This is a genomic window from Pedobacter sp. KBS0701, assembly GCF_005938645.2.
Lineage (GTDB): Bacteria > Bacteroidota > Bacteroidia > Sphingobacteriales > Sphingobacteriaceae > Pedobacter.
Window position 1 is genome coordinate 3,263,822 of the sequence record NZ_CP042171.1, and the last position, 24,028, is coordinate 3,287,849.

The 24,028-nt window shown below is 38.0% G+C and carries 20 protein-coding genes; 10 read left to right on the plus strand and 10 right to left on the minus strand.

Going from position 1 to position 24,028, the window contains the following annotated elements; all coding sequences use genetic code 11:
- Window positions 1-510: 510 nt before the first annotated feature.
- The 4 genes from FFJ24_RS13185 to FFJ24_RS13200 all read right to left on the minus strand — a co-directional run bounded on the left by FFJ24_RS13185 (window position 511) and on the right by FFJ24_RS13200 (window position 5,699).
- Window positions 511-1,401, minus strand: coding sequence for an SMP-30/gluconolactonase/LRE family protein (locus tag FFJ24_RS13185; RefSeq protein ID WP_138821927.1), 891 nt, complete (start codon window positions 1,399-1,401; stop codon window positions 511-513).
- 67 nt (window positions 1,402-1,468) lie between these two features.
- Window positions 1,469-3,229: an ABC transporter ATP-binding protein gene (locus FFJ24_RS13190; protein WP_138821928.1), complete on the minus strand. Its 1,761-nt coding sequence runs from the start codon at window positions 3,227-3,229 to the stop codon at window positions 1,469-1,471.
- The gene (locus tag FFJ24_RS13195; RefSeq protein ID WP_138821929.1) at window positions 3,213-4,949 is read right to left on the minus strand and encodes an ABC transporter ATP-binding protein; all 1,737 of its coding nucleotides are present in this window, start codon (window positions 4,947-4,949) and stop codon (window positions 3,213-3,215) included. The genes FFJ24_RS13190 and FFJ24_RS13195 overlap by 17 nt, the downstream gene beginning before the upstream one ends.
- A 147-nt stretch (window positions 4,950-5,096) precedes the next feature.
- Window positions 5,097-5,699, minus strand: coding sequence for an LURP-one-related/scramblase family protein (locus FFJ24_RS13200; RefSeq protein ID WP_138821930.1), 603 nt, complete (start codon window positions 5,697-5,699; stop codon window positions 5,097-5,099).
- Between the two features lie 487 nt (window positions 5,700-6,186).
- On the opposite strand from FFJ24_RS13200, the gene FFJ24_RS13205 reads away from it, so the two are divergent.
- Window positions 6,187-7,032 (plus strand): S1 RNA-binding domain-containing protein, encoded by an 846-nt coding sequence (locus FFJ24_RS13205; RefSeq protein ID WP_138821931.1) that lies wholly within the window; start codon window positions 6,187-6,189, stop codon window positions 7,030-7,032.
- A gap of 264 nt (window positions 7,033-7,296) precedes the next feature.
- On the opposite strand, the gene FFJ24_RS13210 is transcribed toward FFJ24_RS13205, so the two are convergent.
- The 3 genes from FFJ24_RS13210 to FFJ24_RS13220 form a co-directional block, all read right to left on the minus strand.
- Entirely contained in the window at window positions 7,297-7,971 is a 675-nt protein-coding gene (locus tag FFJ24_RS13210) for an MCP four helix bundle domain-containing protein (protein WP_246862614.1), read from the minus strand.
- Window positions 7,972-8,130: 159 nt separating this feature from the next.
- Complete coding sequence (locus FFJ24_RS13215; RefSeq protein WP_138821932.1) at window positions 8,131-9,564, minus strand: ATP-dependent RecD-like DNA helicase; 1,434 nt, start codon at window positions 9,562-9,564, stop codon at window positions 8,131-8,133.
- A 309-nt stretch (window positions 9,565-9,873) separates the two neighbouring features.
- Entirely contained in the window at window positions 9,874-11,013 is a 1,140-nt protein-coding gene (locus FFJ24_RS13220) for a putative sensor domain DACNV-containing protein (protein WP_138821933.1), read from the minus strand.
- Between the two features lie 945 nt (window positions 11,014-11,958).
- On the opposite strand from FFJ24_RS13220, the gene FFJ24_RS13225 reads away from it, so the two are divergent.
- From FFJ24_RS13225 to FFJ24_RS13240, 4 genes are all read left to right on the plus strand, one after another.
- On the plus strand, window positions 11,959-12,768 hold the full coding sequence (locus tag FFJ24_RS13225; RefSeq protein WP_138821934.1) for a DUF3822 family protein: 810 nt from the start codon (window positions 11,959-11,961) through the stop codon (window positions 12,766-12,768).
- Window positions 12,759-13,292, plus strand: a complete 534-nt coding sequence (gene rsmD / locus FFJ24_RS13230; RefSeq protein ID WP_138821935.1) for a 16S rRNA (guanine(966)-N(2))-methyltransferase RsmD — start codon at window positions 12,759-12,761, stop codon at window positions 13,290-13,292. The genes FFJ24_RS13225 and rsmD overlap by 10 nt, the downstream gene beginning before the upstream one ends.
- A 430-nt stretch (window positions 13,293-13,722) precedes the next feature.
- A complete protein-coding gene (coaD, locus tag FFJ24_RS13235; RefSeq protein ID WP_138821936.1) occupies window positions 13,723-14,184 on the plus strand; it encodes a pantetheine-phosphate adenylyltransferase in 462 nt (153 codons plus the stop codon).
- Window positions 14,185-14,507: 323 nt separating this feature from the next.
- Window positions 14,508-14,669, plus strand: coding sequence for a sigma factor (locus FFJ24_RS13240; RefSeq protein ID WP_138821937.1), 162 nt, complete (start codon window positions 14,508-14,510; stop codon window positions 14,667-14,669).
- Between the two features lie 36 nt (window positions 14,670-14,705).
- Here FFJ24_RS13240 and FFJ24_RS13245 read toward each other — a convergent pair whose 3' ends face one another.
- On the minus strand, window positions 14,706-15,317 hold the full coding sequence (locus tag FFJ24_RS13245; protein ID WP_138821938.1) for an NUDIX domain-containing protein: 612 nt from the start codon (window positions 15,315-15,317) through the stop codon (window positions 14,706-14,708).
- A 492-nt stretch (window positions 15,318-15,809) separates the two neighbouring features.
- Between FFJ24_RS13245 and FFJ24_RS13250 the strand changes: the two genes are divergently transcribed.
- On the plus strand, window positions 15,810-16,676 hold the full coding sequence (locus FFJ24_RS13250) for a hypothetical protein (protein ID WP_138821939.1): 867 nt from the start codon (window positions 15,810-15,812) through the stop codon (window positions 16,674-16,676).
- Window positions 16,677-16,968: 292 nt separating this feature from the next.
- On the opposite strand, the gene FFJ24_RS13255 is transcribed toward FFJ24_RS13250, so the two are convergent.
- Both FFJ24_RS13255 and nudK read right to left on the minus strand, forming a co-directional pair.
- Window positions 16,969-18,012, minus strand: coding sequence for an NAD(P)-dependent alcohol dehydrogenase (locus FFJ24_RS13255; protein WP_138821940.1), 1,044 nt, complete (start codon window positions 18,010-18,012; stop codon window positions 16,969-16,971).
- 100 nt (window positions 18,013-18,112) lie between these two features.
- Entirely contained in the window at window positions 18,113-18,691 is a 579-nt protein-coding gene (gene nudK, locus FFJ24_RS13260) for a GDP-mannose pyrophosphatase NudK (protein ID WP_138821941.1), read from the minus strand.
- 57 nt (window positions 18,692-18,748) lie between these two features.
- On the opposite strand from nudK, the gene FFJ24_RS13265 reads away from it, so the two are divergent.
- From FFJ24_RS13265 to FFJ24_RS13280, 4 genes are all read left to right on the plus strand, one after another.
- The gene (locus tag FFJ24_RS13265; RefSeq protein WP_138821942.1) at window positions 18,749-19,501 is read left to right on the plus strand and encodes a DeoR/GlpR family DNA-binding transcription regulator; all 753 of its coding nucleotides are present in this window, start codon (window positions 18,749-18,751) and stop codon (window positions 19,499-19,501) included.
- Between the two features lie 464 nt (window positions 19,502-19,965).
- Window positions 19,966-20,631 (plus strand): orotate phosphoribosyltransferase, encoded by a 666-nt coding sequence (pyrE, locus tag FFJ24_RS13270; RefSeq protein ID WP_138821943.1) that lies wholly within the window; start codon window positions 19,966-19,968, stop codon window positions 20,629-20,631.
- A 36-nt stretch (window positions 20,632-20,667) separates the two neighbouring features.
- Complete coding sequence (locus tag FFJ24_RS13275; protein ID WP_138821944.1) at window positions 20,668-21,066, plus strand: SRPBCC family protein; 399 nt, start codon at window positions 20,668-20,670, stop codon at window positions 21,064-21,066.
- 125 nt (window positions 21,067-21,191) lie between these two features.
- On the plus strand, window positions 21,192-23,867 hold the full coding sequence (locus FFJ24_RS13280) for an alpha-L-rhamnosidase (protein ID WP_138821945.1): 2,676 nt from the start codon (window positions 21,192-21,194) through the stop codon (window positions 23,865-23,867).
- Window positions 23,868-24,028: the final 161 nt, after the last annotated feature.

Consider the following 24,028-nt stretch of genomic DNA (forward strand, 5'->3'; position numbering starts at 1 on the left):
CTGAGAATTAATTTATTATATAAAAGTCAATATATGAGCAATTAACCTACAATTAAGTCCCCCGGGTTACCGTCACTATAAGCGGAGTACTACCTGTACCGATTTTACATCGGTAACGCAGTCGGGAAACCGAAGAAATCTGTCTAGATAGATCTCTCCATTTAGCTGCGCTACAGTCGAGATGACGACCACTCTATTGGAACCTGTCAATGGTAACAAAATTGAAGGTTCTATCATAAGGGTTAATTAAATTAATAAGGGATATGTAAAGCGTAATAAAGATTCTTCACTACGTTCAGAATGACAATTGTATGGATTGTGAAAAAAGTAAAAAAGCCCCTCAATCCTGAGAGGGCTTTTTCATAGTCGTCTATCCCTATAAGTAGGAAATTCAAAACTAATTAATGCGATTTATATTTTTAGGGGTTGAATAAACTGAACAGATTTTTTTTCAGCTTAATTCATCTTTAATTTATTTGGGTTTATAGAATTAATGACTTTAACAAAATACTACTCCACTCCCCTTGCATTAGTTGGAATAACATACAATGATTTTGAGGCAGTAATAAAAAGCAGATTTTTATCTTTTCCTCCGAAACATATATTACCACACCATTCTTCAGGTACATCTATATGGCCTATTTTTTCTCCGTTCGGTTTATAGATATTCACCCCTTTTCCGGTTACATAAATATTTCCATTACTATCTAAAGTCATTCCATCAGAATGCTGGTTAAGAATCAACTGTTTATCCAATAATTTAGCATCTGCGCCAATGGCATAACGGTAGGTTTTGTTGGCGTCCATATCAGCAATATACAGGAATTTCCCATCTGGCGTACCTACAATACCATTTGGTTTAACCACGTCATCAGCAACTATAACAGCTTCCTTTTTACCTTTTGGAAGATAATATACCTTTTGTCCCTGAATTTCAGGCGATTTCCTGGACCAGTAATCGCGTTGATAATATGGATCGGTAAAGTAGATACCACCTTTATTATCTATCCAGATGTCGTTTGGTCCGTTCACCTTTTTTCCATCATAATCACTGAAGAGCACTTTTATCTTTTTGTTTTTATCAATAGACCAGATCTGGTTATTTTCGTCGGCACAAACAATCAGGTTACCTTTTTTATCAAAATAAGTACCATTTGCCCTTCCCGATTTATCCATATACAAGCTCAATTTACCATCAACACCGTATTTCCAGATTTTATCATTGGGCTGATCAGTAAAAAAAACGTTTCCTTGTTTATCAACCGAAGCACCCTCGGTAAACTTAAACTGTGCAGAAATCAATTTTAAACTATCCTGAACAAAAAGGTTTTGTTCTGCACTTTGCGCAAAAGAAGCTAAGCTTAAGGCCGAAAATGCCAGAGAGAAGAAGTATTTTTTCATTTGTATTAATTATTTGATCAGACCTCGCAGGTTTTAAAAACCTGCGAGGTCTATGCCGGTAAAGATATTAACTTACCCTTTTCCCTTTAAGTAACATATTCAACGCATCGTTCAGCGTTCCGGCTTTTTGCACTTCGCCTTCATTTACAAAATAAATTTCATCCGCGTTTTCGATGGTATTTAAACGGTGGGCTATAATTACCAATGTTGTTTCTTTCGACAGTTTATTTAAAATACTACCCAAAAGTTGTTCGGTTATGGTATCGATATTTGCTGTAGCTTCATCAAGAATCAATAATTCAGGATTTCTAAGCACTGCACGCATAAAAGCAATCAGCTGTTTCTGGCCTAAACTGATGCTGTCTGATTCTGAAGTAATCTGCGTATTTAGCCCTTCATCAAAAATGGCCAAAAGGGCGTTCAAGTTGGCTTCTTCGATTATTTTTTCCAGCTTTTCATCACTCACGTCTTTATATTGACTATTGCCGTATAAAATATTCTCTTTTACGGTTCCGGTAAATAAAAATGGCTCTTGCAGTATAAAACCGATTTTTTGTGTCCTTTCTTCAGCGGAAAATGAACGGATGTCTTTTCCATTTAACAAAACTGTGCCTTTTGTAGCATCATATAAACGTGAAATTAATGAAGCCGTTGTGGTTTTTCCACCTCCGGTTGGTCCAATCAAAGCATAAGTTTTACCCTTTTCGAACCTTAAATTGATGTTATGCAGGATTTCTTTACTATCGTCATAAGAAAAATGAACATTTTTAAACTCAAGCAAAGCATCCGAAGTAACATTTTCGTCGGCTTTAACCTGTTGTAGGTCGCTCTCTAACGACAGGATTTGCGATATCCTGTCCCAACCAGCCATAGCGACCTGGAAACTGGTCCAAAGAGCCGCCAGCTGCCTCAGCGGATTATAAAAATTAGTGGTGTAAGAAATATAACTCACCAATAAACCCAGGGTAAAATTGCCCGTGGAAATTAAATAAATACCAAATAGTAAGGTAATTAATTGCGCAATACTCGATAATAGCCCGTAAACAGGGACAAAAATATTGTTGGCTAAACCCGCACCAATCGCTGTTTTATAGTTTTCGGTATTGGCTTCATTAAAACGTTTCCTAAAATAATCCCTGCGGTTAAAGGCGATAATTACTTTAAAGTTGTTCAGGCTTTCCTGTATTTCGGCGCTCATTCCGCCAACACTTTTTAAATTTTTAGCATTTTTTCCTTTTACCCAGGGTGATAAAGCCACTGTAAAAAGAACGATCAACACGGCTGGCGAAAGTGTTGCCGCGCCAAGCTCTGGGTTTATCGATAGCAGGAAAATACCGGCACCAATCATGGTTACAATACTACCGATAAACTGCATTAGGGATTGCGAGAAAAACTGGTTCAGCTTATCTGTATCGTTGTTTACCCTCGAAATCAGATCACCCGCTTTGTTCTGGTTAAAAAACGAAACGGGTAATTCCTGTAATTTATTAAAAATGGAATTGCGTAAAGTGTATAACATCCGCTGGCCTATTCCGCCCATTAACCTGGTTTGGATGTAACCGGTAACCATGGCCATCATGTACATCACCAATAAGATGCCACCAAAAATAAGCACACCATGAAATTGTTTGGTGCGTATATAGGTATCAACCGTATGGCCGACCAATAATGGTCCCAAAAGCAATAAACCTGAATTTACTAAAATGGCAATCAGCGCCAGCCACAGGTTTTTACGTTCAGCTGAAATGAGTTTAAGCAGGCTTTTCAGCGCTTTATAAGTCGATTGCTTTTCCTGCTTGCCACTAAGCTGGTTAAGATTGTAGTTCATAATTACTGGTGCTCTGTTGTGAATTGTAAATCTGAACATATTCAGGACTGCTTTTCAGCAATTCCTGATGGGTTCCTTCTGCAATGATTTCGCCCTGCATCAGCAAGATCACTTTGTCGTAATGTTCAACAGAAGCTATTTTTTGGGTAATAGAAAGTAAAGTTAAGCCCGGATAATTCTGCTGGATGTTCTCCAAAATTCTCTTCTCCGTATCGGTGTCCACACGTGCGGTAAAATCATCCAGTAATAAAATCTTCGGATTTACAGCTAGGGCTCTTGCTAACATAATCCGCTGTTTTTGTCCTCCCGAAAGGCTATTCCCCCGTTCCGAAACAATCGTATTTAATTGATCGGGCAAAGCATCTACAAAATCCTTAAGTTCGGCAGTAGCAATGGCTTTCACTAGAGATTCATCTGTAACGGTATCGCTAAAGGCAATATTTTCCCTGATGCTCATGTTAAACATGATGCTATCCTGAAACACAAAACCAACCTGTTTATGAAAATCCTCCTGGTCATATTGCTTAATATCCTGACCATCAAACAATACCGCTCCCGAATCGGCTTCGATCAAACCTGTTAAAATATAAAGCAACTGTGTTTTACCGGCAGCCGTAGGACCGATAATTGCTGTTTTCGAACCTGCCCTGGCAGAAAATGAAATGGATTTTAAAACTGGTTTTTGCCCAAAGTTTAAATTTATATCTTTCACTTCCACATCGCCCTTTAACTGTGAAGTTAATGTACCAGGATGATTGATCTCTGCCGCATTGAGCACACTTTCAATCCTTTGGTAAGAAGCTGTAGCCTGTGCAATAACATTGCTCATAAAACCGATTACCAAAATGGGAAATATAATGAGTGTAAGGTAACTGCTAAAAGCGGTAAACTCTCCCAGGCTCATCGAATTGGTAATTACAAAATGACCACCAAGCACTAAAATGCACAAACCAGATAAATTGGCTGTAAAAACTATAACCGGGATCAAGGCTGCAAACATGCGCAGAATGGATATTCCTAAATCTCTCGCTTTGGCATTCGCATCTATAAATTTATGGTATTCTAAAGCTTGCGAATGAATTACCCGGATTAATGCCGAGCCTAAAATGCTTTCGCTGATTACCTTGTTTAACCAATCGATCACTTCCCTGCTTTTTTTGAAAAGCACTTTTACCTTACTTAACACATAAAAGAACGCGCCGCCAATAATGGGCACAATCGCAATTACACAAAGTGCCAGTTTCCAGTTAATCATTAGTAGCAGGATGCTTGCCCCAACAATTAAAAATATAGACGAGCAGATAGAAACAATAGCCTGCGAAACAAACATTTTAATCGAATCGGCATCTGCAGTAAGGTTAGTTAGCAGTTTTGAAGGGTTAGCCTGAATAACATAGGCATGGTTTTGTCTCGAAATCTGATCAGATAACCTTGTTCTTAAATCTCTTGCCACACGTTCAGAAGCATAGGTTTGCACAATGCTCTGCAAATAAGTAAAAATAAATACCAGAACAATGGCCAGCGAAAACTGAAGCAGTATGGATTGAAGATTAAAAGTTTTGTTGGTGTAAGAATCGATACCACTGGCAATAATCTTCGGTAAGAGTAAATTGATACCGTTACTGAGCAACGCAAACAGAATCAGCATAAAAATTAAGCCCCTGTAGTTTCCAAGTAAATTGAAAATACTCGGCTTTTTGGCTTCTTTGGTTTTTTCCATATCAATGAGAAGATACCTTAAATTGTAGGTTCCAAATTTAGCCGAAAGAAATGATTAAATGACTGAAATTATTGAATTAGAGAATGTAATTTATTCGAGGGATATTCTCAGTCGATAATTCAATCATTCTCTAATTCAATAATTATCCTACTTGCTCTCCTTCAAAACCATATCAATAGTAATGGCAGTCGCCACAATTGCCACTTTTTGACTGCTTTCTGCATAACTGGGATCAATAGAAACATTGTATTTATCTGCAGTGGTAAAAACCTCTTTCAAAGCGCCAGCCCATTTTTTACTTATTTTGCCCATTTCGGCACCTGCATTATTGGTGATAGTAAAATTCCAGGCCTTCCAATCGCCTGATATTTTTGCAATCTCCTCTCCTGAAGTTGGACTGGAAATAGTAAAAGTTGGTTTAAAGAGTTTAAATTTTTGTTTAATAATACCCACCTCAACACCAAGGGGATCGGTAACAATAATTTTCGACATCCAAAATGTCCAGCCTCTTGTAATGGTCGCCTGCAACTGATCGTTGGTGTCGGTAATTTCTAATTTAAAAGGCATCATGCGCTTATCAACTAATAAGGTTAAAACCTTGTGCCAGCCAGAAATGCGTTGTTTAATAATCCCGATCTGTACGCCCTGATCGTTGTAAACTTTGTATTCGTTCGCAAACTTTAAAAAGTTTACTTTCTCATCAATAAAATATTCGTCGCTTAAAAAAAATGGAGGAATCTGCTTGTTCATATTGTAGATTTAATGTTAGATAAGTGGCTAAAATATATATTTTTTTTCATTCCCATTTGAAGTAGCTGCATTCTGCAGCTTGTTGCCATCCTGAGGAATAATTTATTATATAAAAATCAATATGATTAACAGAAATTAATCTATTCATAAAAATCCCTCTCTAGTTGCTGTCATTTCGAGCGGAGTGCTACCTGTATCGATTTTACATCGGTAACGCAGTCAAGAACCATGTAGTGCCCAGTGAAGCTAAATCTGTTTCGATAGATCTCTCCATTTCGCTGCGCTTCATCCGATAACTATCGGATCGAAATGACGGCGATTTTTTAAATCTGTCATTGATAGCCTATTTAACGGGCCACGGATGCACAGATTAACACGGAGGCATTTGTGCAATATGCCAAACCAATGAACAAATGATCAATGAACCAATAAACATTGCTACCTTTGCAATAAAAGCCATTGAAGAAAATGGTTAAACCCCAATAAAATGATTGAAATAGGAAAATACAACGAGTTAAGAATTTTAAGCAAAACAGAAGCTGGATTAAACTTAACTGACGGCGATAAACTGGTCATTCTGCCTTACCAATACGTTCCGAATGGTGTAGAAATTGGCGATAACATTAATGTATTTGTGTTTGTACAGAAAGATGGCCGCTTAACCGGAACCACCCAGAAAGCTTATGCTGAAGTGGGCGATTTTGCTTTTTTGAAAGTGGTTTCTGATGGTGATGATGGCGTTTTTATGGACCTCGGTATTGATAAAGATGTATATGTGCCAGATCGTGAGCAAAAAAGGCCAATGCAAAAAGGCTATAAATATGTGGTTTACCTGTATTTAGACGAAAGTAATGATCGCCTGTTGGCTTCTTCTAAACTATATGATTTTGTTGAAGAAGATGGCTTTGATTTTGAAGAAGGTGATGAAGTAAGCTTGCTAATCACAGAAGAAACAGACCTTGGTTATAATGCCATTATCAACAATACTTATATCGGTTTGCTTTACAATAACGAGGTTTTCGATAATGTTCAACCTGGCGAAATGCGCAAGGGCTGGATCAAGAAAATCCGCGTGGAAGGCAAGATCGATTTAACCTTACAACCAAGCGGTTACGGCCATATCCTCGATTCGAAAGAAATGGTCTTAAGGGAGCTAAAAAAGAGTGATGGTGTGATCAAACTGGGCGATAAAAGTTCTCCTGAAGATATTTATCACCGTTTCCAGATTAGTAAAAGTGCTTTTAAGAAAACAATCGGATCATTGTATAAAGAACGTTTAATCGTACTTTCTGATGATTCGATCAGATTGCTGACAGATGAAGACGCTGAATAGTAATAAAATAACATAAAAATCGTCATTTCGATCCGATAGCCATAGGATGGAGTGAAACGGAATGAAGAAATCTGCTCATAGATCTCTCCTCTACGGTCGAGATGACGAAACTTGTTACTAGCCAGGAAAACACAGATTAACACTGGATAGATCTCTGATCAGTTACTTTACTCGCTTTGTCATCCTGAGCGGAGTCGAAGGACCTACGCGCTACAGTTGAGATAAAAAGAGTTGCTTTGTGCCTTCATGCCTTTTTGGTAAAATCTAATTCAAATTAAACTTCTCACTCTGAATTTTCACTGCATTAGAAGCCGAAACAATGGCCACAATCATAATTCCGATCACAATGGCCAAAATCACCTGTAAAGTGGAGTAAACCTTGGTTCCTGAAACAAAAATTTCCGATCCTTTAATCAACTCGTTCCCAACTTTAGATTGTATTTTAATGAGCGCAGAAAGTTTAGCTAAAGTCTGTTTTGCTGCATTCCTACCCATTGACTCATAAATTATCTTACCCTCTGTGCCAGCCATGTTCAAAATTTTAGCCTCCAATCCTTGCTGAACAGTTATTGCCTTTTTAAGGTCGTTTAGAAAGCTTTTCTCCTGCTTTACCAATAAAGTAAGTTCGTATTTGTTAATTACCGAATCTATTTTACGGTTATGCTTATTCATTTTAATCATACCAGTTGAGGGATGAACAGCACCATTGCCCAACAATATCTCTTGAAGGATCTCATTTTTATAATGCAGATTTTCGGCAATAAAATATAAGTCTGTTGCCGGTACAAGCCTGTCATTGTACATTGAAATAAAAGATTCATTAATCTTTTCTACACTTTTATCTTCCAAAAAACGAATTAATAAGGTGCAGCACATGATACAGAAAAGCAGGAAAGCGATTTTTAACTTATTTTTAAGACTAAAGGCAAATTTCATCATATAATTCGGTTAGTATGTTCGATCATAGTGATTATCTCATTTTGATTATGCACCACAAAGGCACGAAAAAACAAAGAAATAACTTTATGGCTAACTTATTTAACTTGTACAGCACGAGAACAAAAAATTGTGCCTTAGTGTCTTCGTGGTTATTTTCATCTAAAAGTAATCCTCCTGCGCCGTCTTCGCAAAAAGCTGTGGCGCAAAATTGACTAAATATAACTCTTTTTTCGCACGGGTTACTGCAGTATATAACCAGCGTAGAAAATCAAGATCAATCATTTCTTCTGTAAGATAACCCTGGTCAGCAAAAACAGCATCCCACTGTCCACCCTGTGCTTTATGACAGGTTACCGCATAAGCAAACTTAATTTGCAGGGCGTTATAAAAAGGATCGGCTTTTATGGCCAACATCCGTTGCCGTTTATTGGCAATATGCTCATAATCTTCATTAAGCCCGTCAAAAAGCTTCTTATTTTGTTCGTAAGGCAGATTTGCACTTTCTAAATTGAGCGTATCCAGCATGACTTTACAGCTAATCTGTCCTGCCGCCGGAAAATCCATAAACTCTAAAGTTGCATCGGCAAAGCGGAAGCCATAACGTTCTTCCTCTCCCCTTACGCGGATCACTTTCGCCATATCGCCATTGGCAATAAAAGCAGTATCCTCGTTCTCAGGCAGCCAGAAATAATTATTACGCACCACCATAATCTGATCGCCCCCTGTTAACTCCTCTTCACGGTATAACAATCTCGCCCTGATTTGCTGGTTATACACATTGGCCGATTTATTGGAACGGCAAACCACCAGGGTATTTTCCATGCCGAATTTGCGGTAAGCATACTCCAGGCCTTCTACCAGGCGTGCACCGGCCATGTTATAAATATCAGTGTAGTTTTTAGTCAGGAATTTAGGTAATGGATTTTCAGGATTTTTGGCAATCTGGTTTCGCAGCATCGTGGCATTAGCCAAAATTCCAGATTTTTTTCCCTGCCTAACCACTTCTTTGAGTTCAACCGACGAAACGGTTAAGGCAAATTTATCTTTAAGATATTGTTCGTTCAATGCCGGACTATCTAAACTCCCCACAGGAGGCAATTGTGCGGTATCGCCCACAAAAAGCAGGAAACAGTTTTTAGTATTGTATACAAATTCGAGCAGATCCCTTAAGATCGAAGAGCCTGTTTCATTAAATTCATCAGCAATCATCGAAGCCTCATCAATGATAAAAAGCGTATTCTCGGAGAGATTTGGGGCCAGCTGGAACTGCATTTCGGGCGATGCTGCTGAACGTTTCCGGTAAATCCGTTTATGTATGGTTAACGCTTTTCTGTACGAATACTGGCTCATAACCTTTGCCGCCCTTCCGGTTTGTGCAAGCAATTCGCTACGCAGGTTAAATTTAGCCAGCACCTTAACCAGGGCCGCTACAGAAGTAGTTTTACCCGTACCTGCATAACCTTTTAATACAAAACAGCGGTATTCATCCTCCTGTTGCAAAAACACCGACATCCGCTCGCAAAAAAGCAACTGCTCTTTGGTTGGTGTATGCTCGTATGCTGAGGCAATAAGCTGGCTTTTATCCTGGATCATTTAAGGCTAATTTCTGAATGGTTAATTGGTTAACTGACTTTGAACTATTACTGGTTTATTTGGTAACTGAAAACTTTCAACTGAAAAATGGGTTAACTGTTTACCGCTACCGTTCTAAAAAACAATCTTTTTTTGTTTTGAAAAGCAATTGCAATGCTAATCGGTTACGATAGTCCGTCTTTCCGCTATATCCCCGATGAAAAAATCGGGGGATGCCGCTGCAATACGGTTTAGGTGGCAAAGGTAATGCTCTTTTCTAAGTGCTCCTTATCTCAACAATAAAACAATGTAAAAATTAAGCAATTTAAACTACAGAAGTAGTGTTTCTATGCGGTGTGCCATGACCATATTTTGTTTTTTGCTATAACTGAAAATGGTAAAATGGCCATCCTGAGAGGCTACCAAACCAATAGATTGGGGCTGATCGTTAACAAACTGGGCCACAGAAAAGTGCCTCGTCCCTCCAAGCTGTCCGGGATAAAGGATTTTATCTTCTCCGCCAACAATCGGCTCCGAAAAAGCAATCTGCTCTACTGTTGGTTTACCTTTAGCACGGCCTATTTTCGCGCCAAATGCAATCAGATCAAATTCTTCGTTGATGATTGTTGCACCATCAACAGCAGTTAAACCAGCCAAATGCTCTACCTCACGGCGAACAGCGCCCTGCGAGAAAATTTCACTCTGATTTCCGTTCTGTTTCGCCAGGTTTGACAATCCACAAAATGGAGGTTCTACCAAATATTGTATCGGGTGGATAATGGATTCCTCCCATTTCGTATCTCCTTTAGGTACAATCAACAATGCCCCACCCCGGCCATGCGCACGCATCGAAACCGAAAACTGGATCAGGATATTAATCGGATCGTTCCAGCTCGCTAAAACGGTTAAATCCAACAGCGCCTGCAAAATCGGTGGACAGTCTTTATTGGTACAGCTCCTATCATCAACAATGCGGATCTGCTCGCCTTTTAGCACAGCAACGTTGGTAAACTTGCCAATGCCATAAATCCTCCGGTGTTTAATTACGATTAATCCCGGTTCAGAAACATCCACTACAAAACAAAAGTTCGGAATATTAAGGGTTGTACCCCAGATGTAAAGTTCTCCATCTTCTTCCCAAACGCCCAGGTGGATTCCAGAACGTTCAATCCCAGGTGCTATTTTGGTTAAGGTATTCGCATTTAACGCTAACTTTTTGGCAAAAAGCAATGGTTTTGAGGTTTGTTCCGGAGGTAAAAAAGCAATAGAAATCCGCGGCGAATGCCCCTCCTCCTTTCGCAGGCTGCTCCAAAAAGCAACATCAATTATCGCTTCAATTATTTTTTGATCAGGTTGAGTAGCCAAATCTATCTCACCCTGTTCAATTGCATTTTTATGCAGTTTAACAAAATGTTGTTCTATCGTTGCTGCAATCGTGTTTGCCGCTTTATAGGTAGGCTTATAACTCATGTTCCGAATTTAAGCCGAATATTTTGATTTTTGAATAGCCGAAAGGTTTGATTTTGGTAAAAAAACAAAGACATTTTTACCACAGATCTTCACAGACACAGATATTTTAGAAACACTTTTAATTGCAAATCACGCAGAGAAAGGGATGAACCACAAAGGCACAAAGAACACAAAGTTAATCGTATATTTTTGGGCGAATATAAATTCACTAATTGAACTAAGGTGTCTCAGGTGGTAAAAAGGTTCATTTGGCAATTAGAAAGCGAAATGGCTAGGAATTATTTCCGTGTCTTCTGTGTTTCCGTGGCCAATGTATATCAGTTCACTTACTTAAGTTAAAAATTTACACAAGAGATCTGTGTTTATTCTTTTTATATGTAGTAAAAAAATTCCATACACGTTTAATTGCAAATCACGCAGAGAAAGGGATGAACTACAAAGGCACAAAGAGCACAAAGTTAATCATATATTTTTGGGCGAACATAAGTTTACTAATTGAACTAAGGTGTCTCAGGTGGTAAAAAGGTTCATTGGGCAATTAGAAAGCAAAATGGCTAGGAATTGTTTCCGTGTCTTCTGTGTTTCCGTGGCCTATGTATATCAGTTCACTTATTAAGTTAAAAATTTACACAAGAGATCTGTGTTTATCATTTTTATCTGTGGTAAAAATTCAATACACTTTTAATTGCAAATCACGCAGAGAAAGGGATGAACCACAAAGGCACAAAGAACACAAAGTTAATCGTATATTTTTGGGCGAATATAAATTCACTAAGTGAACTAAGGTGTCTCAGGTGGTAAAAAGGTGCATTGGGCAATTAGAAAGTAAAATGGCTGGGAATTGTTTCCGTGAACTCCGTGGCAAAAAACTAAAACATAAGGGGGAAAATCAAAAATTTAACCTCATCTTACCGTTAATCCTTAAAAAACTCTATTTTTGTTTCAATGAGTAACAATAGTCTCTTATTGGTCGACCCAAACTTTAACACAGCTGCGTCTGCAAACTGCCATTTATTGTTAAAAATAACGAATGACAGCTTTTCTTATGCGGTGGTTAATAAGGATAAAGAAGAGATTAACCTCATTTTTGATAAACAGGGCTGTGAAAATGTTGAGAAAGACCTCAAATTGGCTTTTGAAACAGATTCCTATCTTTCTTTAAATTATGGAGCGGTTAAAGCAGCAATACATACTTCCAATTTCATTTTTATTCCTGATGAGTGGTTTGATGATGAGAATCTAGCTGTTTATGCCCAATATCTCGGTTCGGATGCAAAAGTTTATTCCAAACACAACAAAGAACTTGGTTTTAACACCGTTTTTTGTTTAAATGATGAAGTAAAAGCAAATTTACCACAGGAAGCCGATTTATTTCCACAATCAGAACCGCTGGTAGCTTTATTTAGCCATTTAGCCGATGAATCTTTACTGATCGATTTTACTGCAGTATCATTCAACGTACTGTATACCAAAGACAAAAAGGTTGTTTTTCAGAACCATTACGAATCAGAAACTGCCGAAGAGTTTAATTATTTCCTGTTGTTAATGATTGAACAATTAAGCTTAAATGATGCCATTCCTGTTTACATTCAGGGCATTATTAATGAAGACGACGAACATTACAATTGTTTGTTAAAATATTTCAATCAACTTTATTTCTTCTTTCCGGCCGGAAAACAAAAAAATAGTGAGTTATTGGCCGATATGCCTAAACATTATTTCAGCGGCCTGCTTGCTTTAGATTTATGCGAATAATCGGTGGCAAATTAAAGGGTATCCGTTTGCAGCCCCCTGCAAATTTACCGGTACGTCCTACTACGGATATGGCCAAAGAAGCGCTGTTTAACATCCTAAACAATAAATACGATTTCGAAGCCTGTTCCGTACTCGATTTATTCTGTGGTACCGGAAACCTGACCTTCGAATTTGCCTCACGTGGAGCAGAAAGTATTTTAGCCGTTGATATGGATTATGGTTGCGTAAACTGGGTTAAAAACACAGCAAAACAACACCAGTTTGATCAAGTTGATGTGCGTAAAGGCGATGTGTTCAAGTTATTAAAACAAATGACTGGTGCTTACGATCTGATCTTTGCCGATCCGCCCTACAATATGCCTAACATTCCACAGATTCCGGTGATGGTAAAAGAGCAACAATTGCTTAAACCCGATGGCTTGTTGATTGTAGAACACCAAAGTAACATGAAACTGAACAGCCAGCCCGGCTACACCGAAACTAGAAAATACGGCAATTCATCGTTCAGCTTTTTTGAGTTATAGTAGTTCAATTGTTCATTGGTCATTAGTCCATTAGTTAATGGCGCATAGTTAATTTATTTTTAAAAAGTGAGCATTTAGCGCGTTGTGGCAGCCTTTAGTCCTGCTTTTCATTGCAAGTCCTCACCCGATGAAGAATCGGGTTCCGGGCTTTCCATTGCAATCAGGCTTAAAATGAACGGTCTGTTCCAGTATAGTGCCATAGATCACCTTAATGTTCTAAATTTCTTAATGGTGGCAAATCCTAACCAAAGACTATTCCGTGCAATCTGTGTTTCCGTGGCAAAAAATACCGAAGCCCCTGAATTGTCATGCTGAATTTATTTCAGCATCTTTTAGTATAAAGACCCTGAATTAAATTCAGGGTGACGACCGACTGAATTTGAGATGAATCCAACTTCGTCCTTTCGCTATAAAAATCTATATTTGAATCATGAAGATAGCACTATTTCCAGGCTCATTTGATCCGATCACCATCGCCCATGTCAATATTCTACAACGTGCTACCCCACTTTTCGATAAAATTGTAGTGGGTATCGGACTAAACAGTTCTAAACAGAATTTCTTAAGTGCAGAGCAGCGTCTTCAGATTTTACAGACTGTTTTTAAGGGCTATCAGAACATCGAAATCCAAACTTATGAAGGTTTAACAGTCGATTTTTGCCGAAAAATTGACGCCACCTATATGGTACGTGGTATCCGTTCAGCTGCTGATTTTGAATATGAACGAGCCATTGCACAGATCAATCAGACCATGATGCCTGAAGTAGAAACCATCCTGCTTTTAAGCAAACCAGAATACTCAGCCATCAGTTCAACCATTGTTCGCGATATTTTGAGAAACCACGGCGATGTGAGCCCATTTGTACCCAAAGAGGCACTTGGTTTTTTATAGTTTTTGTTAATCACAGATGCGCACAGATAAACCCAGATTTAAATCCAGGTTTATCTTAGATACATTATTCCCTTCTTTCAGAGCGTGTCTTTAGGACAGCGTGTTTTATTTGTGTAACCCTGTAGTAACGTTTTTGAACAGTCTTAGCATCTCGCTCAGACCAGTAAGAGATGTAAAGTCAGGTGTTACCACCTAACTCATAGATACATTTACTTACAGATTTCTAATTTGCTTTAATTTGTGTCAGATAGAAATATCTGACACCACAATTTATTTCAATAAATCTGTAACGTTTTTAAAAATCAGTTACCTATTGGTATACAATGAAAGAAGCAGAAAACATATTTCTCAACTTGATCAATCAGCATAAAGGCATTATACATAGGATTTCCAAAATGTATATGAAAGATGCCGAAGAACAACGTGATCTGTTTCAGGAAATTGTACTGCAACTATGGAAAGCCTGTTCCGACCGTGTCAGATAGAAATATCTGACACCACGATTAGATTTCTGATCCGCACTACAAAATCCCACCGGCCTTTAACACATCCATAATTGATGGAAATGTATTTTTAACCACTGGAGAAATGTGGTTTTTATCCAGCCAAACCGCTTCATCAATGCCTTCTTCTTTTTGAGGGACCAATTTAGGTTCGCCTTTAACCTTCATTTTGTACCAATTGGTTTTCTTGATCACCATTTTGGCTCCTATCGGATATACATGATAGGTTTTACAAAGCTTTTCTTCACGTTTAAAAACCCTGATTCCACACTCTTCTTCTACCTCACGAACAGCTGCTTCCTTCATTTTTTCACCTTCTTCAAGCTTTCCTTTAGGCAAATCCCATTTTTTATTTCTAAAAATAAACAGAAAATTACCGTTTGCACTCTCTACCAAACCACCTGCGGCCTTTATAATGGTACAATCTTTCTTTAACTTTTTAAAGGTTTCCTGAGGATTTTTTGTCAAGAAAATATAGCTCTTTCTGGAACCATTTTTTAATTTTTTATAGAATGTTTCCAGATTAAAATCCTGAAATTCTAACTGTTGAATTTTTTCTTTTTGCTCAGGCAAAAAGTCTGAGATAAACAAAGTGTTATCGTTGATATAAATTCTATAATTTCTTGGCATATATTTTTAACACGCTTTAAATAGCGAATGTTGCTTTTCTATAGCAACCCGCTCTTTCCCACTTACATTTAAAGATTTCTTTCTGTGAAACCTATATATTTTGCAATGCTCTAAATTTAGAAAAATTGTTGGGTTATTTATAGGATATAAAAAAAGGTTACAACAATTAATGTTGTAACCTTATCTAAATTAACGCTCTCAATCAAAGATTGATGCAAGGCTCTCACCCCTTGCTTGCTACAAATATAGAATAATTTATTAAACTGATAAAAAAAATCAAAAAATATTTCACCCAAATTAAAATACTGACTCTAAATAACTGAATACTAAAAGATTGTATTCACACAAAAAATCTTCCTTCATCAAAAACTTGATATACTAGATTGTAAAAAAAATGGTTTAATAGTCATAATGGAATATTTGAAGGGAAAACAGCACTTATAATTCCTGTAACGATAAATATTTTTCATATTTTTAACCTTTTAATCTGCCATGCCCATACCTTCATTATCAGAAAAAGATCTGGAAGCATATCGAAATGATCTTTCTAATCCGGAAAAATCAACAGGCGAACTATTCATCAAATTAAATGGGCTGTATCAGCGTTTTGCCATTAATGAACAGCTTTTGGCTGATTTCGAATACGTTTCGGCACTCAACAGCCTCGAAAGTAGCTACGCCTCAAAAAAAGAGTATTTTAACAAAGAAATTATTGAGCTTAAAAGGCAGTTTAAACAATTGGATAACCGCATTGTAGCTGCAGAACAAAAACTTCGCCATGGTATTCCGGAAGACCTGCTGGTAATGGACAAAATTATTGCCGAACAGGAATCTATAGTAGAAGATCAGGAAAAGCTGAACAATGCCGAAGCCCATATTGTAGAACAGGTACGGAAAATTGATATCGAGCATGGTAAAGAGCTTCAAAAATTAGAACAGCAACAGAACAATAGGGAAACTCCTTTTAAAAGCAAGTTTTCGGCCTTTAACGAACAGATCAAGCATGCTGAAAAAGGAATTACTTTAAAAGTTAGCGGATTTTCGCTTCTTGCGATTATCGGTATTCCTTTAATTATAGATTTATTTTTTGGTATGATAGGTCTCCCTACTTTCTCAAAGAGTACCAATAATATTATATTCAACCATTACCTTTTTCTGATCAGTTTAATATTGATGGAAATATTCTTTGCCGATAAGATCAGGAACAGAATTTCACTGATGTTATCCATATCTTACCTTAAAGATTCGTTGAGTACACTGGATCACCTTTTTAGCGAAAATGAAAAACAGATTGCCAGAGTTGAAGCAGAACATCGTATTCCACTGGCCGAATTTATTAAAAGAAGTGAAGTGCTTTGAGTAAAACTAAGGTGACCTAAGATGGTCATAAAAAATGCTCGAATTTAATCTACCACCTGAGGCACCTGAGAACATCTAAGTTATTAACATCGTATTTAGCGATATAAGAGATATGAGAAATAAGTTGGTTTATAAGTCCTAAAATACCTTACACGCTAAAAAATGAATATTAATCATCAGTTATCAATACAAACAAAGACTGGTCAAATTTGTCGTTATTAAAGCGTCTAAAAAAAAGGGATTTAGAAACCTTCTGTTCCAAATCCCTATCATTTTATTGGTTATGCATGAACTACAATGTAGCCATATCAATCACAAACCTGTAACGTACATCGCCCTTTTGCATCCTATCGTAAGCAGTGTGAATATCTTTCATATCAATCATTTCGATATCTGAAACGATATTGTTTTCTGCACAGAAATCCAGCATTTCCTGAGTTTCGGCAATACCGCCAATACCCGATCCCGCTAAACTTTTTCGGCCGCCCAATAAACTGAAAGCTGCAATTTCTGCCGGTTTTGGTGGAACTCCCACACAGATATGTGTACCATTTGTCCTTAATAAAGAAAGATACATGTTAAAATCATGTTCAGCAGATACCGTATCCAAAATAAAATCGAAGGTACCTTTAGCTGCTTTAACCTGCTCAGGATCGGTAGTTACCACAAAATGATGTGCACCTAATTTTTTAGCATCTTCTTCTTTTTTAGGCGAAGTACTTAATACTGTTACTTCAGCACCAAAAGCTACACCAAATTTCACCGCCATGTGGCCCAAACCACCTAAACCTAATACGGCCAATTTATGACCTTTCCCTACTTTCCAGTGTCTTAAAGGCGAATAAGTAGTAATACCTGCGCATAAAAGTGGTGCTACAGCAGCAAGATTTAATTTGTCTGATACATGAAGTACAAATTCTTCTCTTACTACAATCGTATCAGAATACCCGCCATAAGTTGGTGTTTTACCATCTCTTTCTAAACCATTGTATGTTTGGGTATTTCCTTCTAAACAATATTGTTCTAAATCTTGCTTACAGTTTTCGCAAACCTGGCAAGAATCTACCATACAACCTGTACCGGCAAGGTCGCCCACCTTAAATTTCTTCACGTGATCTCCAACCTTCACCACCCTGCCTACAATTTCGTGCCCAGGAACCATTGGGAATATTCCCGGGAACCAATCATTTTTAATCTGGTGCAGATCTGAGTGGCAAACCCCGCAGAAAAGTATTTCGAACTGAACATCGTGAGGCCCTACTTCCCGGCGCTCAAAATTCCAGGGTGCAAGATCCGTTTCGGCATTTTGTGCCGCATATCCTTTTGTTGCTATCATAAAAATTTAAAATTAATTAGTACCATAACAAAGGTAAAGGGTGCTTTGTTACGAACAATTACGCAATTCAAATAATTCATTGCAAAATTCAAACAATGAACTATAACAATAGTCCTCTTAACTGGGCATACTGCAGCAGCATAATTGTTTTTCCATCCTTTATCTCACCCGACATGATCATTTCCAATGCCTTTTCGAAGGGTAATTCTAAAACTTCTATATCTTCATTTTCTTCCTGCAGTCCTCCTCCATCATGCATTTTCATATCATCTGAATATGCTGCAACAAAAAAGTATAATAGTTCGGTAACCGAACCTGGCGACATATAAGCCTCGAAAACTTTTTCTACCTGACTAATTCTAAATCCGGTTTCTTCTTCAGTTTCTCTTCTGATGCAATCTTCCGCATTATCCTGGTCCAACAATCCCGCGCAGCACTCAATAAGGTAACCAGTCCCATTTCCGTTAATAAATGTTGGCATCCTGAACTGACGGGTAAGTACAACTGTTTTATGTTCTCTGTTATACAATAAAATAGTAGCTCCGTTCCCCCTATCGTAAGCTTCTCGCTCTAAAATTGATATGGCACCATCAATCCCTGTCATCTCAAAACTTAGTTTTTTGAGGGTGTACCAATTATCGGATAGAATTTGTGTGCTCAGAATATTAATATTTTTCATATATATGATTATTTTTGATTGATTATGATTATTTTTGATCGAATTAAATCATTATAAATGACATTTCAAAACAGAGCACATAAAATCCTCGAACTTTTAGAAGCGTTTGGCGAAGTTGACATCAGACGATTAGCAGCTGAAATTGATGTATCTGAAGTTACCGTAAGAAGAGATCTGACTACTATGGCTGCTAACGGGCTGCTCTACCGAACCCATGGCGGGGCAATGAAACTAAGTGAACTGATCAGGCCCGTTTCATTTGCCCACAAAGCGGCAGTTAATATAAAGGCGAAAGATGCGATCTGCAAAAGGGCTGCAGCAGATATTATTGATGGTGATGTTATATTTATAGACTGCGGAAGCACGGCCTTTAGGTTATGCCAGTTTATCAAAAACAAAAAAATAAAAGTAATTACCAATTCACTACCTGTAGTAAATGAGTTGCAGGGCAGCTCGATTACCATTAACCTTATTGGAGGAGAGGTTGATGCAACCAGACAAGCCGTTCATGGAACTATGGCATACGAACATATTGCCAGATACCATGCCTCGAAGGCATTTTTAGGTTTAGATGGGATTACTGCTGAAGGATTGTATGCAGGTAGTGAGCATGAGGCTTCGAATACTTTAGCTATGGCATCCCAAAGCGATTGCGTTTATATGCTCTGTGATGCCAGCAAAATAGGGAAAACATCCTATTTAAAATTTAATGATTTATCGCTCGTGAATATTTTAATTACCAACTACAGTGGGGCTGAGGTAACCAAATTTGGATCAAAAGGGATATCCGTGTTTTCGGTAACCGTTTAGGATTTTTATCAGGAAAACATTCCGTGCGTAATTTCTTCAACAGCATCATCAGCATAAAAAAAGATGGTAAAGAAACCTGGAGCCTGCGTAATTGCTAAAATATCTTCTCGTTTAATGTGGTTTTAGTTGATAAAAAGGGTAAGGCGCTCATGCGAACTGAAGTAGTCTGATTTTAAAACGATCATAATTTTAAGGTTTTGATTAAGACGGTGATGGTTAATGATTGTTACACAAAGCTAACCCCAAGTTAATTATAAGCCCATTGTAAACCCAACTATTCTTTATCACCCTGATTTACAGGAAGTGGCAAGAAATCGCTTTTAGCATCCATCAAAATTTCAGATATTTGAAGTATTGAAATGTCGAAATCAAATCCAGATTCCCACATTTTTATTTGCCCGATGCAAAACAAAGGGACTTAATAAACGTTATGACAAACACAAATAAATCTGTAATTTTGAGCCATGTATAATAAAAGTGATATTGAATTAAAGGTAGCGGAATTTTTATTACAGATAAAAGCAATTAAATTACAGCCAAACAATCCCTTCACTTGGGCATCGGGCTGGAAATCGCCAATTTATTGCGACAATAGAATTACCCTTTCCCACCCTCAGGTTAGAACTTACATCCGTCAGAAACTGGCACAGGCCATACAGGAAGAATTTGGTTCTGTAGATGTTATTGCAGGTGTTGCAACCGCTGGTATCCCACAGGGCGTTTTAGTAGCGCAGGAATTAGGTTTACCATTTATCTATGTAAGGGCAAAAGCTAAAGAACACGGTACCGGAAGTTTAATAGAAGGCGAAGTAGTAGAAGGCCAGCGTGTAGTGGTGATAGAAGATTTAATTTCGACCGGAAAAAGCAGCTTACAGGCTGTTGAAGCTTTAAGGGCTGCAGGTTTATCAGTAGCAGGTTTAGCTGCAATTTTTACCTATGGTTTCGAAAAAGCAGACGAAAACTTTGCCGCTGCAAAATGCCGTTACCTCACTTTATCTAATTATGCTGCTTTAATCGATTATGCTGCCGAGCACAGTATTATTGCCAAAAGCGATATGGAATTATTAGGCAAATGGCGCTTAAATCCTTCAGAATGGGGACAAGGTCAAGTTTTGAGTTCAGAGTCCTAAGTTTGGAGTAAAAAACAAAATCTAGACAAATATATAATGACTGTTATAGAAAGCACAGTAGAAGTTAATAAACCGGTTGCTGAGGTTTATACTTTTCTATCCAATATGAACAATCATCAGCAATTGATGCCAGAGAACATTTACAACTGGGAATCTACTGAAGATGATGCACGATTTACCATTCAGAATATGGCGAAATTGGCCATTAAGATTTCTAACCGCGTTGAAAACGAAGAAATAACTGCAATTCCGAGTGAGAAAGCACCTTTTGATGTTGAATTAAAATGGACAGTTGCAGATAATGGAAATGGAACAACTACTGCTAAACACATCATTTCAGCTGATTTAAACATGATGATGAAGATGTTAGCATCTGGTCCTTTGCAAAAACTTGCTGATCATCAGACTGAAAAACTGAAAGAAATCTTGGGATAGTAAGCCATTACACAGATATATAAGACGAATTAACCTTCGTCTTTTTTTATGCGTAAAAATTCTATTGCGTTCATTTATCAGTGCATTATTTTAATACCTTAGTTATTCTGAATAACCTTTAAACTATGAACCTCAGATTTCTCCTGGTAACTGCTTTAGTTTTTCCCCTTGCCACTATTTCCAAAATATTTGCTCAATCGCTAACTGCTTTAAAAACCGAATACCTGGTTAATCCGATTGGCTTAGACAATCTAAATCCGCGTTTTACCTGGCAAATGAACGATGCCAGCCAGGGAGCCAAACAAACAGCCTACCGCATTCTGGTTGATACCGATTCAGCAATGCTTGTTAAAGCTAGCGGAAAACTTTGGAACACAGGCTGGGTAAAATCAGATGATAACCTGGTTATTTATTCCGGGCAACAACTAAAACCTTTTACCAAATATTTCTGGCGGGTTGATATTGCAGATAGGAAAAATAACAAATCAGATAAAACCTACATTGCCAGCTTTGAAACGGGCATGATGAAAATGGAAAACTGGCGTGGCGCATGGATTTCGGATAACGAAAATACAAAACTTAAGCCTGCACCCTATTTCCGGAATACCTTTATCACAATTAAAAAAATCAAGTCAGCCAGAGCCTATATCGCTACAGCCGGATTGTACGAACTATCAATCAATGGGAAGAAAATTGGCAACCACCGTATGGACCCGATGTATACGCGTTTTGACAGGCGTACTTTATATGTTACTTACGATGTAACTAATGCCATTACAAAAGGCAAAAATGCTATTGGTGTATTGTTAGGCAATGGATGGTACAATCACCAATCAACTGCAGTCTGGGATTTCGACCGTGCCCCCTGGCGCAACAGGCCTACCTTTTGTCTTGATGTTCGCATCACTTACGAGGATGGTACAACCGAAACCATTAAATCGGGTAAAGAATGGAAAACAACTTTAAGTCCAATTATTTTTAATAGTATTTATACCGCCGAACATTACGATGCCCGTCTGGAAAAAGCAGGCTGGAACATGCCAAATTTCGACGATACAGATTGGAAAAATGTGATTTACCGTTCAGCACCATCTAAAAACGTTGTTGCACAGGCCATGCACCCCATCCGCAATGTTGAAGAAATAGCCAGCAAAAGTTTAAGAAAATTTAATGATACCACCTACCTGTTCGATCTGGGCAGGAATATTTCTGGTGTAAGTAAAATCACGCTAAGCGGTCCGGCGGGAACTGTTATTAAACTAAAACATGGCGAGCGTTTATATCCTAACGGCCATGTAGATATTTCAAACATCGATGCCCATTACCGTCCAACAGATAATACTGATCCATTTCAGACCGATATTTTAATCCTAAATGGAAAAGGTGTACAAAGTTTTATGCCGCATTTTAACTATAAAGGTTTTCAATATATAGAGGTAACCAGCTCTGCTCCTGTGCAGTTGAAAAAAGAAGATCTGGTAGGCTATTTTATGCATAGCGATGTGCCAGTGGTTGGTGATGTTAAATCTTCAGAACCGATCATTAATAAAATCTACTATGCCACCAATAATTCTTACTTATCTAATCTTTTTGGTTACCCGACCGATTGTCCGCAAAGGGAGAAAAACGGCTGGACAGGTGATGCGCAAATTGCGATAGAAACAGGGCTTTACGGGTTTGATGGCATTACCATTTACGAAAAGTGGCTGGCCGATCACCGTGATGAACAACAGCCAAACGGCGTGTTACCTTCCATTATTCCTACTGACGGCTGGGGCTACGAATGGGGCAACGGACCAGACTGGACAAGTACTATCGCCATCATTCCATGGAATGTTTACCTGTTTTATGGAGACAAAAAACTACTTGCCGATTGTTACGAAAATATCAGAAAATACGTGAACCACATTGATGAAACCTACCCAACGGGTTTAACCACCTGGGGTTTGGGCGATTGGATACCGGTAAAATCTAAATCTCCTGTAGAACTTACTTCAACCTGTTATTATTATGCAGATGTGGTAATTTTAGCCAAAGCAGCTAAAATTTTAGGTAAAAATGATGATTACCTTAAATATACGACCCTAGCTAAAAAAATAAAAGATGCTTTTAACGCCAAATACCTGAATAAACAAAAAGGCGTTTATAATACGGGTATCCAAACCGAAATGAGTGTTCCGTTATACTGGAAAATTGTACCCGAAGAATATGTTGCTTTGGTTGCTGAAAATTTGGCCAAACGTGTGGAAGCTGATGGGTTCCATTTGGATGTTGGATTATTAGGCACAAAAGCCATTTTAAATGCGCTAAGCGAAAATGGTTACAGCGATATTGCCTATAAAGTTGCGGCTCAAAAAACCTACCCAAGCTGGGGCTGGTGGATGGAAAACGGAGCCACCACTTTATACGAGAATTGGCCAATAGATGCCAAATCGGATATTTCAATGAACCATATTATGTTTGGAGAAATTGGTGCCTGGTTATACAAATCACCGGGAGGCATTAAACCAGATGAAAAACAGCCCGGCTTTAAACATGTAATACTAAATCCTCATGTGGTGGAAGGCCTGAATTCTTTCGAAGCCAGCCACATTGGTCCTTATGGGAAGATTATCAGTGTATGGAAAAGAATAAATGATGGAATTAGATATGATATCATCATTCCGGCTAACTCTACAGCAACCATAAACTTACCGATAAATTCCGGAGCAACTATTTCTGTTAATGGTAAAACTACGGGTAGTAACAAAATAGATTTAGCGGCTGGTAAGTACGTTATTGAGCAAAAAGTAGGGAAATAATTAAGATGCTAATGTTCAGACCTCGCAGGTTTTTGAAACCTGCGAGGTCTGAAATAGAAAAATGCTTGCGCTCGTTTCCAAACGAGTGCATAAATAGGGAAACGATTCTATCGTTTGACATGATAAATTATTCAACGCTCTTTAGAAACGAGCGTTAGCTA